The sequence below is a fragment of the Campylobacter geochelonis genome, assembly GCF_013201685.1.
GTDB classification, from domain to species: Bacteria; Campylobacterota; Campylobacteria; order Campylobacterales; family Campylobacteraceae; genus Campylobacter_B; species Campylobacter_B geochelonis.
In genome coordinates this window covers 836,331-851,456 of record NZ_CP053844.1, presented here as the reverse complement: position 1 = coordinate 851,456, position 15,126 = coordinate 836,331, and the positions used below count along the sequence as shown (strand labels likewise).

The following is a 15,126-nucleotide window of genomic DNA, read 5'->3' as shown; positions in this document are numbered from 1 at the left end:
AAAAAATAGCTCTCAAATGTTACAATACAGTTTAAAGGAGCTAAGTTGAAAAGCAATATCACAAGTAATATTTTAGGCGGGATTACTGCTGGGATTGTAGCGCTGCCACTTGCACTTGCGTTTGGTATAGTAAGTGGACTTGGGGCTGCTGCTGGACTTTGGGGTGCGATTGTGCTTGGGTTTTTTGCTGCGATTTTTGGCGGAACAAAAATGCAAGTTTCTGGGCCAACTGGGCCTATGTCGGTAGTTTGCGCTTCTATCGTGCTGATGTTTAAAGATGATATTTCAGTTGTGATGGCGATTTTTGTTTTATCTGGAATTTTTCAAATTTGCTTTGGGATTTTTAGGCTTGGTAAATTTGTTAAATTTATCCCATATCCTGTGATATCTGGCTTTATGAGTGGTGTTGGCATTATCATCATTTTGCTTCAAATCAACCCTATTTTAGGAGGATTAAGCGCTGGAAACAGTATAGATGCGTTACTTAAATTTCCTACTACGTTTTTAAATTTTAGCCCCATTTCATTTTTTATCGGTTTAGTTGCACTTTTAATGTTATATTTTTTACCAAAGTCTTTAACTCGCTATCTTCCAGCGCCACTTTTTACGCTTATTGTCCTAACTCCTTTGTGCTATGTTTTTGGGTTTGATGTGGCGATAATTGGCACAATTCCTGTTGGATTTCCCGATTTTGTTGTGCCAAATTTTGATTTTTCAAAGCTTGGCATTATAACTATTTACGCGCTTATGCTTGCAGTTCTTGGCTCGATTGACTCGCTTTTAACATCGCTTGTTGCCGACTCTATCACCAAAACAAAGCATAACTCAAATCAAGAGCTTATCGGTCAAGGTATCGGAAATGCATTTGTCGGATTTTTTGGCGCGATTCCTGGAGCAGGAGCTACTATGAGAACAGTTGTAAATATCAAATCAGGCGGCACAAACAAGCTCTCTGGCGTGACACACTCAGTATTTTTGCTGCTTGTTGTGCTAGTTTTTGCACCCATTGTATCTTTTATACCTATACCAGTTTTATCAGCTATACTTATAAAAGTAGGCATTGATATACTTGATTATCGTATGCTTAAGCGTTTAAATACCGCTCCAAAAGCCGATTTGATTGTGATGATAAGTGTGTTTTTCTTAACTGTATTTTTAGACTTGATAGTTGCTGTGCTTGTTGGCGTGGTTATCTCATGCATTTTTTTGATATATAGTATAACAAAACAAAGCGGCATAGTTCTTGATAACCATGCCAAACAAGGTGTTTTAGGCCTAGATGATACAAGAGTGTTTAGTATAAATGGTGCGTTTTTCTTTGGTTCAACTGCTAAAATTATAGAAGGAATTCAAGCTACAAATAGTGCTAAATTTATCATTATCGACTGCTTAAAAGTCCCATTTATAGACCTATCGGCAATTTATGCGCTTGAAGAAATCATAAGTGAGCAAAAAGATAGCAAAATTTTTATAGTCATGGATGAGACCGAAGCTAAAAAACCGCAAATGAGCCATATAGCAAAATTAACTAAAATTTATAATTCAACGCAAGAAGCCTTAGAAGCTGCCAGTAAGCTTAGAAAAGTTTAGATTTGTATCTAGTAGCTTTTCGATAGTATTTGTTAATATATATAAATTAAGCAAATATATTTTTTTGATATAGTTAATTAAATTTAAAAATGATTTGAGTTGAATAAAATAAATTTGACAAAATCAGCTTTTAAAACAAGTTGCGATTGAGCATTAAAGACACCTCTTTTTAGCAAGATAAACTTTGAAATATAATATTTTTGCCATATTGCATCACAAAATACAACCAGCTTATTTAAAATAAAGATTTAAATCTGTATTTAAAATTTATCTGATAAAACTTATGCTAGGCAACTGATTTTTAAACAAATATAGCTTAAAAACATACGATATGACAGTAAATTGAGATGATTTGTGATTTTAAAACAAATACTACGCAAAAAATTGAATTTATAATCTTGATTTTAGTATGTTACAAAAACACAAAGAAGCAAAAGGCAAGTATTTTTTAAATTTACATTTTTAAATAATTTAGTAGTTAATTTTTAAAAACATAGTTATACATAGACAAAAAGTTTGTGCCACAAATTTGCCAAATCACTCTCTAAAGCACATCAAAACATCTCACAAAGTACACCTAAATTCATAAGCGCACTTTGTGATAAAGCTTATAAACTTATCTCTTTTATATCAGCAACTTTTAAAAATGCCTTATAAATCGCCCCTATCAGCGCGATTCTATTTAGCTTAACACTCTTGTCATCGACATTTATCATCACATCATCAAAGAATTTATCTATCTTGTATTTAAGTCCAAAAAGCTGATTTAGATACTCTTTGTAGTCTTTAACATCTAAATTTAGCGCTTTGTAAGCCAAATTTAACTCTTTTTCAGCATCGAGTTGGAAAAATGACTCATCAACTTCGCCGATTTTTTCATCTTTTATGATATTTGCAAGGCGTTTGAATGTACTAAATTTATCTCTAAAATCATCTTCTTTGCTTATCTCATCAAGCGCTAAAATCGCGCTATTTAAGCGTTTTATATCGCTCTCGCCACTTTTTAAACACGCATTTATAATCGAAGCATTTACATCATAAATCGTATTTAACCTATCAAGTATAAACTCTTCAAGCTTAGAAAGTTCAAATTTAGCATATCCACTAGCCAAACCTTGTAAAATAGCTCTTAAGTCAAAATTTATATCTTGTTCCAATACTATCTTTATAAGCCCATTTGCTGCACGGCGAAGCGCATATGGATCTTTGTTTCCAGTTGGAATTTTACCGATAGAAAAAAGTGCCATAAGCGTATCAAGCTTCGCACTCATAGCTACAAGTGAAGCAAAAATTCCCTCTGGAAGTTCGCTGTTTTCGCCTGTTGGAAGGTATTGTTGCGATATGGCTCTTACGACTAGCGGATGTTCGTTTCGCTCTTTTGCGTAGTATCCGCCTATAACCCCTTGAAGCTCACCAAACTCACCAACCATAGAAGTAGTCAAATCCGCTTTGCTAAGCATAACCGCCCTATCTAGCTCACTTTCAACATCTCCATCAAACTCAAGTTTTAGCTCGTGAGCGTAAATGTTTGCAAATTTTCGCACAATTTCTCGCTCCCTAACGCTTTTATCATAAACGCTTCCAAGCTCTTTCATATATACGATATTTTTTAGTTTATTTGGGCTAAATTCAGCCTTTAAATCACTTTGCCAAAAGAACATCGCATCGCTTAAACGCGCCCTTAAAACCTTTTGATTACCCTTTATAATCAGCTCATTATCATCAGTTATCGCATTACTAACTACTACAAAATGGTTGCTTAACTCGCCATTTTCAAAGACTGGGAAGTAGCGTTGGTTTTCTCTCATCGAAGTTATAATAACCTCTTTTGGAACTTCTAAAAACTCTTTGTCAAACTCGCCTAAAAGTGCTGTTGGATACTCTGTGATAGCAACAACTTCATCAAGAAGCTCTCTATCGATTTCGATTTTAAATCCACTTTTTGCTTCAATTTGCAAAAATTCAGCTAGAATTTTTTCTTCTCGTTTGTTTTTATCTAAAATCACACCATTTTTAGCAAGTTTGTCAAAATACTCAGCCTCATTTTTAAACTCTACAAGCTCATATCCAAAGTTTCTATGCGGATAAAATCCCATTTTTGAGCTAACGCCAAAGAGATTCATATCGATATTTTCGCCATTAAAAACACAAGCCAAAGAGCGAATCGGACGTATAAATTCAAAGCTATTCGCACCCCATCTCATCGACTTTCCAAAGCTAAGCGAGCGTAAAAACTCATCTATCATATCCTTAAAAACATCTTGACTTCGCTCGCCTTTTTGCACGCTTTTATGGTATAAAACTTCCTTACCATCAATCTCTTTAAAACTAAGCTCATCAACACTAATGCCAACTTTATCTGCAAAACTAAGAGCTGCTTTACTCCAAACGCCATCTTTAAGCGCTACTTGTTTTGGCGCTCCGATTTTTTCTATAACTTGATCTTTTTGTCTGCTTGCAAAGTTATCGTGGATTAAAACTAGGCGTCGTGGTGTAAATTCAAACCTAAATTCATCATCAAAGCCAAATTTATCTAACACATTTTTCCACTTTGGCACTATGTTTTTATACTCTTTTAAAAACGGTATTGCTGGGAGTTCTTCAACTCCTATTTCTATTAAAAGTCCCATTATCTATCTTCCTCTTTTCTCTTTTTTTTCTTCTCTTTTATCGTTTTTTTCTTTCATCTGTTTGTTAAATCCAACCACCAAAACTATCATAAAAATCACAAATGCACAAGTTACTACAAAATTCATCTAACCACTATCTCCTTTTGCCCTTTATATACGGTTACAAAAGCGTTTTTAAATGTCTGATTTTTGCCATTTTGAACCTTTTTCTTTATCCCATATATCGAAACTTCTCCAAATTTAGTACTAAATTTACCATCTTTTACATCGCCACTTATGCTACTTATAACATCGCCATGTCTTGCCTTAGCAAGTTTGTTTTGAGAAAGCGTATATGGCGCGATATCGACTACTTTATCATAAATTTTAGTTATTTTAAAGTCTGATATCTGAAAGTTATTTTTATAAAAATCAGTTTCATAAACAACCAAATCAACCATATTTCCAACACCTAACTCACTATATCTATCAAAAACATAAACCCCACGCCCATCACTTTGCGCTATGCTAAAGCCATATTTATCTTTATATGTAACCACAGCTGAGTTTATAAGAGTTGGTGAAGTGACACTTTTGCCATAAATTTCGCTTAAATTCAAAGTAGAATTTGCTTTTGAATTTAGCTGTGATTTTTCGCTTGAATTCTGCGTCAAATTTGACTTTGTTTGTATATTTTGCACACCTTTATCAAAGCTTAAATTTAGAGTAAAATATATCGGATAGTGGTCTGAAATGGAATTTTTCCTATCATAAAATTTACTTGACAAAAATACTTTAAAACTATCTTTTTTATAAGAGTTTTGAAAAAAACTTTCACTTAGCAAGATATGATCAATCGCTCTGTTTGCGATATGCGAGCTTCTTTTTACCCTACTTATCGTACTCCAAAGATCTATAAAACCATCATTTATAATCTCATTTAGCAAAGAGCGCGAACCAAAATCTGTGTTAAAATCCCCAAGCAAAATTGCGTTTTTAACATCTTTTGAAGCGTTTCTAAGCACTCTAGCTGCGGCTTTTCTTTCATTTAGTGGATTTTTTGCTGCTGGAAAATGGTTTATAAATACAGAAAATTCACCACCACTAACTGCAAAATCAACGCGTAAAATATCCCTAGTTTTTACATTTGGCACGCGGTAAATTTCTTTATTTTTTATTTTTATTTTTGAAAGTACACCAACCCCAAAAGGTGAGTTTTTGCTTTTAGAAAACTCGTAGTATTTATATCCGCTTTTTTTGGCTAAATTTGATAAAACTTGCATATTTTCTATCTCTTGAAGTCCGATGATATCAGCATCTAGCTCTTTAAGTAAAGAAGAGAGTCTATCTAGCTTTCTAAGGTATTTTTCATTACTCCAATTAGACTTTCCGATTTTAAAATCGCTGTATTCATTGCCATTATTTTGTCCATCGAAAAGATTTTCTACATTAAAAGTTGCGATTTTAAGCTCTTTTTTTGGCGTTTCATTTGATGTGTTTGAAACACTTTGAGTATCGAATTTAAAAGCAGATGCAAAAACAACTATAGATAAAAAAATCAAAGCAAGTAGTTTTTTCATACAACGCCTTCAAAATTTAAAAAATTTTGTCTAATCGCCTCATAAGCAACAATACCAACGCTAATGGCTAAATTTAGGCTTCTGCCATCTTTTCCCATCGGTATAGTTATCGCATTTTCCCACTTTTTTTTCATTAACTCCATCGGAAGCCCAGTGCTTTCCCCGCCAAAAAACAGATAATCACCTGGTAAAAATTTAGCTTCAAAATATGGCGTTTTGCTCTTTGTAGTAGCAAAGAAAAATCTATCAAATTTATTAGAATTTGCCTCTAAAAACTCATCCAAACTCTCCCAAATCTTAGGATTTAACTTATGCCAATAATCCAACCCAGCGCGCCTAACCGCCTTTTCATCAAGACTAAAAATAGTTGGCTTTATAATGTGAAGATTTAAATTTCCATTCACACAAAGCCTTCCTATCGCGCCCGTGTTTTGCGGGATTTGCGGGCTTACAAGAACGATGTTAAACATCTAAAAAATCACCGTTTTGTTTTTATAAATAAAAATCCTATCATCAAGCACCAAATCAATCGCCTTGCCAAGAACATTTTTCTCTACATAACGCCCAGCCTCACGCATCTGTTGCCAGTTCATTTCGTGGTTTACCATAGTGATATCTTGAGCGATTATCGGACCTTCATCAAGATCGTTATTTACAAAATGCGCAGTCGCTCCGATGATTTTAACACCACGCTCATATGCTTGTTTATAAGGATTAGCGCCTATAAATGCAGGTAAAAATGAGTGATGGATGTTTATGATTTTACCCTCATACGCATTTACAAAATTTGGCGAGAGAATTCTCATGTATTTTGCTAAAATAGCATAGTCAAAACTATACTCGCTCATCTTTGCAAGCACCAATTTTTCGTGCTCCTCGCGGCTTATATCATCACTACTTATAAAATGATATGGCAAGTTAAACTTCTCAACCAAGTCTCTTAAACTATCGTGATTTGAAATCACAGCTTTTATGTTTGCATTAAGCTCGCCACTATAAAATTTGATAAGCAAATCCCCCAAGCAGTGCGTCTCTTTCGTAGCTAAGATGATGACATTTTTTTTAGCTTTTTCTTTAAAGATAATATTTGCCTTTGGAAGAACCGCGCTTAAATTCCCACAAAACCCACTCTCATCGATATCCTTGTCTGTTTTAATAACAGCACGGAAGAAAAATCTATCATGCTCATGATCGACAAATTCACTGTTATTATCGATATTTAAGCCATATTTAAAGATAATGTCTGAAATGCGGTAAATCAGACCTTTTTCATCTGTGCAATCAATTTTTAGTATATAATCTTTCATAAATTTAACCTTTTTTATAAACAAACCTATATTTTACCAAATTTGGGCTTTTTCTTTGCTAAATATTTTATAATCTCCAAATTTTGAGCCTTTTTTATCTCATTTGCTATATCTTTGCCCTGAAATCCAGCTTTTAAAATGCTTTCTATATCAACTTTTGGTTCAAATTTAGCGTTATATACTCCAAGCTCTTTTGCTTTTTTTATGCGGTTTTTACTATAAAGTCCAAGCCAATTTTTTAAAGAAATGTTTAGAGCGATTTGCATAAGATTTTTATCAGTTAATTTTATAAAAAATGGCTCTTTAATAATTCTTTTATATCTTATAGCTAAATTTAACCTTTGCAAGGTTTTTATCTTATCAAGTTTAAAAAAATTAGTCAAAGCGTACAGAAAAAACATCTCATCATCTATAAATTTAGCCTTTTGTTCTATAAATTTAATAAACTTTTCTTCTTCAACTTTTATAAATTTAACTCCAAACAAAAACTTATCAACACCTAAATCACAAATTAGCCTAAAACCTAAGGCCTGATTTTTTGCACGGAAAAATTTGATAAGTTCAGATGAAATTCTATCTTTGCTTAAATCAGTTAAATTTATACTTTTCATAAGTTCAAAGCTTTTTTTATCAACGCTTAAATCAAACCTTGCTACAAACTGGATTGCCCTTAAAACTCTAAGGCTATCTTCAACAAAAGTTTTCTCATCAACAACGCGCAAAATTCCTTTTTTTAGGTCATCTTGCCCACCATAAAAGTCTAAAATTTCGCCAGTGAAGATGTTTATCATGATTGAATTTATAGTAAAATCACGCCTTTTCGCCCCAAGTTTTTCATCATTACAAACCGCAACTTCAAACGCCTTATGCCCTACCCCACACTTATTTTCCGTGCGAGCAAGTGCAATATCAAAATTTTTGTATTTATAGACAAAAAAGTTTTTTCCAACTCCATCAGCGCCAATTTCTTCCATAAGATGGTTAAACTTATATGTGTCGATATCATAAATTTCTATATCGATATCAAAACACTCTTTTTTAAGCAATGTATCGCGCACAAATCCACCAACGAAATATGCGCGTTTTGTATGTTTTGCAAGTAAATTTTTTAGTTTTATGAAATCTTTGTTTTTAAAGATTTTTAAGTTTGTTATCGATAGTTGCAAGCAAGAATTCCATAAATTTGAGATTTAGCTCAACGCGCGCTTCGATATCACCCTTATCAAAGTTATTAAGTCCTTCAAAAAGCACTAAAATTCGCTCTTGAACGGATAGCAAAAACTCTTTTTGCTCCTCTTTTAAAGCTTGAATTTTAGCATACAGCTCATCAATTTCTTCTTTTTTTTCTTTAGCCAAACTAGCGCTTTCATCATCTTTTATGCTAGTTTTTAAATCGCCATTTTTAGTGTTATTGTTAAGCATCATAACTTTTTCTTCATCTTTAAGTAAAGCATTAGATACGCTAGAATGTGGTTTTTCGTTTAAATTTATCTCTTTTTCTACACTGCTTGTACCCTGCTCTTTGGAGAGTTTGGATATATTTTTTAAATTTAAGCTTTCATCTGGCTCTATTTTTGAATTTAAAGACTCTGAATTCATGGTTAAATTCTCTTTTTTATCTAAATTTAGGCTAGTATTTTCACCTTTTTTAGTATCTAAACTCTCATTTTTATCATCAATAACACCTTCATTTACAGCTTTTAACTCTTGTATGATAAGTTTTGTCATCTCTTCAAGTCTCATATCTCAACAAGCCACCTTTTAAATTTTTCAATATCCTCTTTTTTATCACTTAAAAATAGTTTTAACATATCTTTATCTATTTTTGTATCATTTAAATTTATAAGTCGTTGCATAGAAACAAGCGCATCTTTGTTTGTCGGTTCGATTTTTAAAATTTCTTTATAAATTTCTAAAGCATCATTTATAAGCCCTTGCGACTCATAAATGAGTGCTTTTGTCAGTTTATCGCTCGTCATTTCTTACATAATCACTTATAATCGTGCCTATCTCTTCAGTTGAGCAAATCTCTTTAGCTCCATAGCTTGCGATATCTCTTGTTCTATAACCATCTTTTAAGACCGCTTTTATCGCACTTTCTATACAATCAGCCGCGGCTGTTTCATCAAACGCATATCTTAACATCATCGCTGCACTTAAAATAGTAGCGATTGGGTTTGCGATACCCTGCCCTGCGATATCTGGAGCGCTTCCGTGAATCGGCTCATAAATTCCAACTTTTCCACCTATACTCGCACTTGGAAGCAATCCTATCGAACCACAAACCATACTTGCTTCATCGCTTAAAATATCGCCAAAAAGATTTTCAGTTAAAAGCACATCAAACTGCCCTGGACTTCTAACAAGTTGCATTGCAGCGTTATCTACATACATATATTCTAGTGTTATTTCTGGATATTCTTTTGCTACTTCAACCACAACTTCACGCCAAAGTTGGCTAGTTTCAAGCACATTTGCCTTATCGACTAATGTTACTTTTTTACGTCTTTTTAAAGCCGCTTCAAAGGCGATTTTACTTATTCTTTTTATCTCATCAGCTGTGTAAACCATAGTGTTAAATGCCCTGTCTTTGGTGATTTCTCTTGGTTGCCCAAAGTAAATTCCACCAGTTAGCTCACGAACTACCATGATATCAACGCCTCTTAGAATTTCTGGTTTTATACTAGAAGCGTCAATCAACTCATCAAAGATTACAGCCGGACGCAAGTTTGCAAAAACTCCAAGCTCTTTTCTAAGCTTTAAAAGTCCGCTTTCTGGGCGAAGATGTCTTTCAAGCTTATCCCATTTTTCTCCGCCAATCGCACCAAAAAGTACTGCGTCTGAATTTAGCGCATTTTGCAAAGTCTCTTTTGGCAAAGGCTCGCCAAAAACATCAATCGCAGCCCCACCCATCAAAAAATACTCATAATTTATCTCAAAGCCAAATTTGTTTGAAGCAACATCAAGCACTTTTATCGCCTCATCGATAATCTCAGGCCCGATACCATCGCCTTTTATAACACAAACATTATATCTTTTCATCATCTTCCTTATATCGCTTTTTTAGCGTAGTTCATCAAACCGCCAGCATCTAACAACTCTTGCATAAATGGCGGAATTGGCTCAAATTTATACTCTGTTTTTTGGCTTAAATTTTTAATAACGCCGTTATTTACATCGATTTCTAACTCATCACCCTCTTTTATCTCATCTGTTTTAGCACATTCTAAAATCAAAAGTCCAGTGTTAAAGCTATTTCTATAAAAAATTCTAGCAAAACTTTTAGCTATCACAGCACTTATGCCAGCTGCTTTTAACGCTATTGGAGCGTGTTCGCGACTACTTCCACAACCAAAGTTTTCTCCAGCAACGATAATGTCGCCTTTTGAAATTTTTGTATAAAAATCTTTATCCGCATCTTCCATAATATGACGAGCCAAAATCTCACCATCAGATGTGCTTAAGTAGCGAGCCGCTATGATGATATCTGTATCGATGTTATCGCTAAATTTCCATGCTTTTGCCATAGTTCTTCCTTAAAACAAATTTTGAATGGATTTTACCAAAAGTAATATAAATTCTTACTCAAAAATTATCCAAATTCCAATCACACCCATCAAAAACGCTGAAATTTTTTCAACAACTTGCACATGTTTTGACATCAACTTTTTAAACGCAAGCCCGCCAAGCGCGTAGGTGTTATATGATAAAAACTCGATTAGCATGATGATAAAGATAAGTATAAACATCTTTAAATTTATAGGATTTTCTCTATCTAAAAACGGCGGCAAAAGTGTCGCTAAAAATATCCACGCCTTTGGGTTGATGTTGCAAGTCATAAATCCTTGCACAAAAAGCTCTAAATTTGATAATGGTTTTACCGCTTTGACATCTTTAAATTTAGAATTTGCCATAAACATTTTATAAGATAAAAACAAGATATAAATTCCGCCAACCACTTTTAAAATTTCAAAAATTTCTGGCTTTGTTATGATAAGAGCTCCAACTCCAACAGCACAAACTAAACTAACAAAACCAAGCCCAAAAACTCCACCAAGTATCATAAACATGGTCTTTTTATAGCCGATGTTTAAAGATAAACTAAGCGCTAAAGACATATTAATGCCAGGCAGATACGACGCGAACAAAAATGTCGTGATAAACAAAACCCAATCCAAAATAATCCTTTTAAAAATATCTGCAATTTTAACTAAATTTATGGTAAATTTACTTTAATTTTAATAAATTTATTTCACAAATCTTTCACAAAATAGCGCTAAACTCACCAAATCAATTTTATCAAAAAGGATAGTTTATGAAAATCAAGCAGATTTATGCTACAACTCCAACCATAGCCACTTTTATCATAGTTGCCATCACAGGCGTGTTAATGTATTTTAGCATCAAATCAGCCACTATAAAGGAAGTTCACGAAATTCTAGGTATGGCTTTTGTAGTTTTTTCGCTGCTTCATATCATCTCAAATTTAAAACCATTTAAGAACTATTTTAAGGGATATAAATTTGCATTTATAGGCGTTGTTATCGTTGTTTGTGCAGTTTTTCTTTTTATGCCACAAAATACACAGCCAAATCCTTCAAAACAAGTTTATAAACAAATTTTAAGTGTAAATTTAGATAAAGTTCTTGCGCTTTATGATGTTGAGTTTAAAGAGCTTCAAACAAGCTTAAAATCAAAAAATATCGAGCTTCTAACAGATAAAAATAGTATCGCAAACATAGCTAAGAGCGCGAATTCAAACGATAGAATTATCATAAATGAGATTATAAGATTATCTAAAGATTAGTTAATAAATTTTATAATCACCATATAAAAAATAGTTGATAAAACTATACTTAAAAGCGGATTTTTAAACAAAATATGCGATAAAAAGACAAATAAAATAGCTAAAATTTCAGGCGCTCCGTATGGATAAGCGCTAAAACTTGTCCCATTTAGCGCATAAAAGACCAAAACAACCATGATAAAAAGTCCGCTGTTTTTTTGCAAAAACAAAAGCCACTGACTGTTTTTTCTGTTTTTTAAGAAAAAATATGCCAACGAGCGCGTTAAAAATGTAGCCAAACTAGCAACAAAGATTGCTAGCAATATCAAAAGTGATGAGCTTGTAGTTAGAATTTGAGTATTTAAAATCTCACTCATAGGCTCTTCCTAAACGCCAAAAGAATGATAAAACCAATCACTAAAGTAGTTATAAGCATAAATTTATCTGGTAAAAATATCATTCCAAAAATGCCTAAAAATAGCGAAATAAAAAGAATTTTATAGTTTTTGTTACTCTTAAAAAGCTCAATCGCAAGCACGACAAACAAAGCAACAAGAGAAAACTCAATCCCACTATAATCAATTTGCAAATTTTTACCGACAACGATGCCTAAAATCGTACCAACTATCCAATAAATTTGGTTTAAAAACACGATATAAAAGTAAGTTTTATCTTTGTTTTCATCATCGATTTTAAGTGTTTTAAGTAACGCAAAACTCTCATCAGTTAGCGCAAACATCACATAAAATTTATTTTTGAGTTTTAAAATATCTTCTAAAAGCGTTGTTGTGTAAAAAATGTGTCTTAAATTTAGTAAAAAAGTCGCCACAAAAATCTCAACCAAAGTAGCCCCAGCGCTAAAAAGAGTAACTAACAAAAACTGCCCACTTCCAGCATAAACAACAAAACTCATAAGCACGATTTGCCACTCTTTTAACCCAATTTGCGTGGCTAATAATGCGTAAGCAGCGCCAAGTGGAATGTATCCTAACATAACTGGAATCGTGTATTTAAATATGGTTTTAAAGCTCAAATTTACTCTTTTATAAGAATATTTTTAAGATATTGTGATGAATTTGTCTTATTCACATCGCGAGAAATTTCACTTTTAGCAGGAGTTTTTATATCAACATCAAAGAAAAATATATAATCAATTCCAAATATAATAGCTACAAAAATCAAAAAAATAAGAGCTATAATCATACACTTTCCTTTCAAATTTGCGTTATTTTATCAAAAAGAAAAAATGGAGTCAAATTTCGATTTTATAACCTTTCTAATGATAAATTAATAAAATTTGGGTATAATACATACCTTTTACACGAGCAAAGGAGCTTCACATAATGTCTACCAAAAAACCTACCACTAAAGAATTTTTTTCTCAAGTCGAAGAGCTTTTTAAAGAGAACCAAAAAGGCTATGTAACACACGAAAGGCTTATAAAGCTTTTTGATAAAGCACCAACGGCTACAAATGTCAAAAAAATCGAGTCTTTAGTAGATAAATACAACATAAATTTAATCTCTTCAGCCGAGATAGCAAAACTAAGAAACATAGAAGATGCTAGAAAAAAAGAGGCTGATGCTAAGAAATTTATAGAAGATAATCAAGATGAAGAGTTTGATGTAACAAATGATAATGATTTGTTAGAGTGGAGTCGCTCTGATAGCCCTGTTAGAATGTATCTTCGCGAAATGGGACAAATCCCACTTCTAACAAAAGAAGAAGAGGTTGAAATCAGCAAAAAAATCGAGCTTGGAGAGGATATCATCATCGATGCTTTTTGTTCTGTTCCATACTTGATAGACTTTATACTTGATTATAAAGAGCCTTTAATCAACCGCGAGCGTCGCGTCAAAGAGCTTTTTAAAAGCTTTGATGATGAGGGCGAAGAAGATGAAATCGATGAAGAAGAAGATGAAATCGAAGAGTATGAAGAGGGCGAGGAAGGCGAAGCAAAACCAGCACCTAAGAAAAACGATAAAAGAACGCTAAAAGTCATCGAAAGCTTTAAAACATTAGAAAAAGCTAAAAAAGACTGGATGAAATACGCTAGTAAAAACAAAGATGAGATTGTAGCTGATGGCGAGGACGCACTTTTTGCAAGACTTAGCCTTGCTTTTAAAAAGAAAATTTTAAAAGAAAAACTTATGGACTTAGGACCAACAAGCAAGCTTATAAATGAAATCGTTAAGTCGATGGAAACTGCCTTAAAAAGCGATAGCGAGTTTGATAAAGAGCTTAAAAGACTTGAGTATAAACTACCACTTTTTAGCCCAGAACTTAAGAAAAACCATGCAGCTATCTTAAAAGATATAACTAAACTTACTAAAGAAAATATCATCGAAAGAGTTCCTGAAGCTACGATGGTATCGACTTATATGGATATAAAAAAGCTTTTTCAAACAAAAGAAGCGAGCAAAGATAGCTTTGATTTGGAGCCAAAAAAACTAAAAGAGATTTTAGAGCAAATCAAACGCGGAAAAAACATCTCCGATGATGCCAAAGGCAGAATGGCTCGCTCAAACTTACGGCTTGTTGTAAGTATAGCAAAACGCTTTACTAACCGTGGGCTACCGTTTTTAGATCTTATACAAGAAGGAAACATCGGTCTTATGAAAGCGGTTGATAAATTCGAGTATAAAAAGGGATATAAATTCTCAACTTACGCCACGTGGTGGATAAGACAAGCCATAAGCAGAGCAATCGCAGATCAAGCAAGAACGATAAGAATCCCAATTCACATGATTGAAACAATAAATCGTATCAGTAAAATCAACCGAAAATACCTTCAAGAAGAGGGAAAAGAGCCTGATATCCACGTTATCGCAGAAGAAGTCGGACTAAGCGTTGATAAGATAAAACAAGTTATCAAAATCACAAAAGAGCCAATCAGCCTTGAAGCGCCAATCGGCAATGAAGATGATGGTAAATTTGGAGACTTTGTTGAAGATAAAAGCTCACTTTCACCGATGGATCATATACTTAAAAACGACTTAAAAGAGCAGATTGATGATGTGTTAGATCAGCTAAATGAGCGAGAAAAAGCGGTTATTAGAATGCGTTTTGGGCTTCTTGATGATGAGAGCGATAGAACTCTTGAAGAGATAGGAAAAGAGCTAAATGTAACTAGAGAGCGCGTAAGACAAATCGAAAGCTCAGCGATAAAAAAACTAAAACACCCAAAAGTCGGTAGAAAACTTAAAAACTACATCGAAGGCTAATTTAGTCTTTGCTTTAAATTTAGCCCTAAT

The 15,126-nt window shown here is 33.3% G+C and carries 17 protein-coding genes; 3 read left to right on the top strand and 14 right to left on the bottom strand.

The features are described from left to right. Window positions 1-45 precede the first annotated feature (45 nt). Window positions 46-1,590, top strand: coding sequence for a SulP family inorganic anion transporter (locus tag CGEO_RS03995; protein WP_082258996.1), 1,545 nt, complete (start codon window positions 46-48; stop codon window positions 1,588-1,590). Window positions 1,591-2,198: 608 nt separating this feature from the next. Here CGEO_RS03995 and glyS read toward each other — a convergent pair. The 11 genes from glyS to CGEO_RS03945 are packed head-to-tail and all read right to left on the bottom strand — an operon-like array spanning window position 2,199 to window position 11,264. Then, the gene (glyS, locus tag CGEO_RS03990; protein WP_075540487.1) at window positions 2,199-4,220 is read right to left on the bottom strand and encodes a glycine--tRNA ligase subunit beta; all 2,022 of its coding nucleotides are present in this window, start codon (window positions 4,218-4,220) and stop codon (window positions 2,199-2,201) included. Between the two features lie 3 nt (window positions 4,221-4,223). Further along, entirely contained in the window at window positions 4,224-4,346 is a 123-nt protein-coding gene (locus tag CGEO_RS10115; protein WP_242648001.1) for a hypothetical protein, read from the bottom strand. After that, window positions 4,343-5,779, bottom strand: coding sequence for an endonuclease/exonuclease/phosphatase family protein (locus tag CGEO_RS03985; protein WP_075540486.1), 1,437 nt, complete (start codon window positions 5,777-5,779; stop codon window positions 4,343-4,345). Before CGEO_RS03985 ends, CGEO_RS10115 begins: the two co-directional genes overlap by 4 nt. Then, entirely contained in the window at window positions 5,776-6,249 is a 474-nt protein-coding gene (locus CGEO_RS03980) for a tRNA (cytidine(34)-2'-O)-methyltransferase (RefSeq protein ID WP_075540485.1), read from the bottom strand. Before CGEO_RS03980 ends, CGEO_RS03985 begins: the two co-directional genes overlap by 4 nt. Next, window positions 6,250-7,086: a formyltetrahydrofolate deformylase gene (gene purU, locus CGEO_RS03975; protein WP_075493301.1), complete on the bottom strand. Its 837-nt coding sequence runs from the start codon at window positions 7,084-7,086 to the stop codon at window positions 6,250-6,252. A 26-nt stretch (window positions 7,087-7,112) separates the two neighbouring features. Next, window positions 7,113-8,252 carry a tRNA nucleotidyltransferase/poly(A) polymerase family protein gene (locus CGEO_RS03970; RefSeq protein ID WP_075540484.1) on the bottom strand — a complete coding sequence of 380 codons (1,140 nt, stop codon included), beginning with the start codon at window positions 8,250-8,252 and terminating at the stop codon, window positions 7,113-7,115. Further along, a complete protein-coding gene (locus CGEO_RS03965; protein WP_075540483.1) occupies window positions 8,218-8,829 on the bottom strand; it encodes a CiaD-like domain-containing protein in 612 nt (203 codons plus the stop codon). Before CGEO_RS03965 ends, CGEO_RS03970 begins: the two co-directional genes overlap by 35 nt. Next, on the bottom strand, window positions 8,826-9,065 hold the full coding sequence (locus CGEO_RS03960) for a hypothetical protein (protein ID WP_075540482.1): 240 nt from the start codon (window positions 9,063-9,065) through the stop codon (window positions 8,826-8,828). The genes CGEO_RS03965 and CGEO_RS03960 overlap by 4 nt, the downstream gene beginning before the upstream one ends. Next, window positions 9,052-10,128, bottom strand: a complete 1,077-nt coding sequence (gene leuB / locus CGEO_RS03955) for a 3-isopropylmalate dehydrogenase (protein ID WP_075493305.1) — start codon at window positions 10,126-10,128, stop codon at window positions 9,052-9,054. The genes CGEO_RS03960 and leuB overlap by 14 nt, the downstream gene beginning before the upstream one ends. An 8-nt stretch (window positions 10,129-10,136) precedes the next feature. After that, window positions 10,137-10,613, bottom strand: a complete 477-nt coding sequence (locus CGEO_RS03950) for a 3-isopropylmalate dehydratase small subunit (RefSeq protein ID WP_075493306.1) — start codon at window positions 10,611-10,613, stop codon at window positions 10,137-10,139. 54 nt (window positions 10,614-10,667) lie between these two features. Continuing rightward, a complete protein-coding gene (locus CGEO_RS03945; protein ID WP_075493307.1) occupies window positions 10,668-11,264 on the bottom strand; it encodes a LysE family translocator in 597 nt (198 codons plus the stop codon). 137 nt (window positions 11,265-11,401) lie between these two features. On the opposite strand from CGEO_RS03945, the gene CGEO_RS03940 reads away from it, so the two are divergent. After that, the gene (locus tag CGEO_RS03940; protein ID WP_075540481.1) at window positions 11,402-11,893 is read left to right on the top strand and encodes a DUF4405 domain-containing protein; all 492 of its coding nucleotides are present in this window, start codon (window positions 11,402-11,404) and stop codon (window positions 11,891-11,893) included. On the opposite strand, the gene CGEO_RS03935 is transcribed toward CGEO_RS03940, so the two are convergent. From CGEO_RS03935 to CGEO_RS03925, 3 genes are read right to left on the bottom strand one after another with little or no spacing between them, the layout of a single operon-like run. Then, a complete protein-coding gene (locus CGEO_RS03935) occupies window positions 11,890-12,249 on the bottom strand; it encodes a branched-chain amino acid transporter permease (protein ID WP_075540480.1) in 360 nt (119 codons plus the stop codon). The genes CGEO_RS03940 and CGEO_RS03935 overlap by 4 nt on opposite strands. Continuing rightward, a complete protein-coding gene (locus CGEO_RS03930) occupies window positions 12,246-12,905 on the bottom strand; it encodes an AzlC family ABC transporter permease (RefSeq protein WP_075493310.1) in 660 nt (219 codons plus the stop codon). The genes CGEO_RS03935 and CGEO_RS03930 overlap by 4 nt, the downstream gene beginning before the upstream one ends. A 2-nt stretch (window positions 12,906-12,907) precedes the next feature. Continuing rightward, the gene (locus CGEO_RS03925; protein WP_165590168.1) at window positions 12,908-13,075 is read right to left on the bottom strand and encodes a hypothetical protein; all 168 of its coding nucleotides are present in this window, start codon (window positions 13,073-13,075) and stop codon (window positions 12,908-12,910) included. Window positions 13,076-13,215: 140 nt separating this feature from the next. On the opposite strand from CGEO_RS03925, the gene rpoD reads away from it, so the two are divergent. Next, window positions 13,216-15,096 (top strand): RNA polymerase sigma factor RpoD, encoded by a 1,881-nt coding sequence (rpoD, locus tag CGEO_RS03920; protein ID WP_075493311.1) that lies wholly within the window; start codon window positions 13,216-13,218, stop codon window positions 15,094-15,096. Window positions 15,097-15,126: the final 30 nt, after the last annotated feature.

Excerpts from the sequence above, each read along its gene's own strand:
- CGEO_RS03985 (WP_075540486.1), bottom strand. The coding sequence starts at position 5,779 with ATGAAAAAACTACTTGCTTTGATTTTTTTATCTATAGTTGTTTTTGCA.
- CGEO_RS03950 (WP_075493306.1), bottom strand. The coding sequence starts at position 10,613 with ATGGCAAAAGCATGGAAATTTAGCGATAACATCGATACAGATATCATC.
- purU (WP_075493301.1), bottom strand. The coding sequence starts at position 7,086 with ATGAAAGATTATATACTAAAAATTGATTGCACAGATGAAAAAGGTCTG.
- CGEO_RS03935 (WP_075540480.1), bottom strand. The coding sequence starts at position 12,249 with ATGAGTGAGATTTTAAATACTCAAATTCTAACTACAAGCTCATCACTT.
- glyS (WP_075540487.1), bottom strand. The coding sequence starts at position 4,220 with ATGGGACTTTTAATAGAAATAGGAGTTGAAGAACTCCCAGCAATACCG.
- CGEO_RS03925 (WP_165590168.1), bottom strand. The coding sequence starts at position 13,075 with ATGATTATAGCTCTTATTTTTTTGATTTTTGTAGCTATTATATTTGGA.
- CGEO_RS03965 (WP_075540483.1), bottom strand. The coding sequence starts at position 8,829 with ATGAGACTTGAAGAGATGACAAAACTTATCATACAAGAGTTAAAAGCT.
- CGEO_RS10115 (WP_242648001.1), bottom strand. The coding sequence starts at position 4,346 with ATGAATTTTGTAGTAACTTGTGCATTTGTGATTTTTATGATAGTTTTG.
- CGEO_RS03960 (WP_075540482.1), bottom strand. The coding sequence starts at position 9,065 with ATGACGAGCGATAAACTGACAAAAGCACTCATTTATGAGTCGCAAGGG.
- CGEO_RS03940 (WP_075540481.1), top strand. The coding sequence starts at position 11,402 with ATGAAAATCAAGCAGATTTATGCTACAACTCCAACCATAGCCACTTTT.
- CGEO_RS03980 (WP_075540485.1), bottom strand. The coding sequence starts at position 6,249 with ATGTTTAACATCGTTCTTGTAAGCCCGCAAATCCCGCAAAACACGGGC.
- leuB (WP_075493305.1), bottom strand. The coding sequence starts at position 10,128 with ATGAAAAGATATAATGTTTGTGTTATAAAAGGCGATGGTATCGGGCCT.
- rpoD (WP_075493311.1), top strand. The coding sequence starts at position 13,216 with ATGTCTACCAAAAAACCTACCACTAAAGAATTTTTTTCTCAAGTCGAA.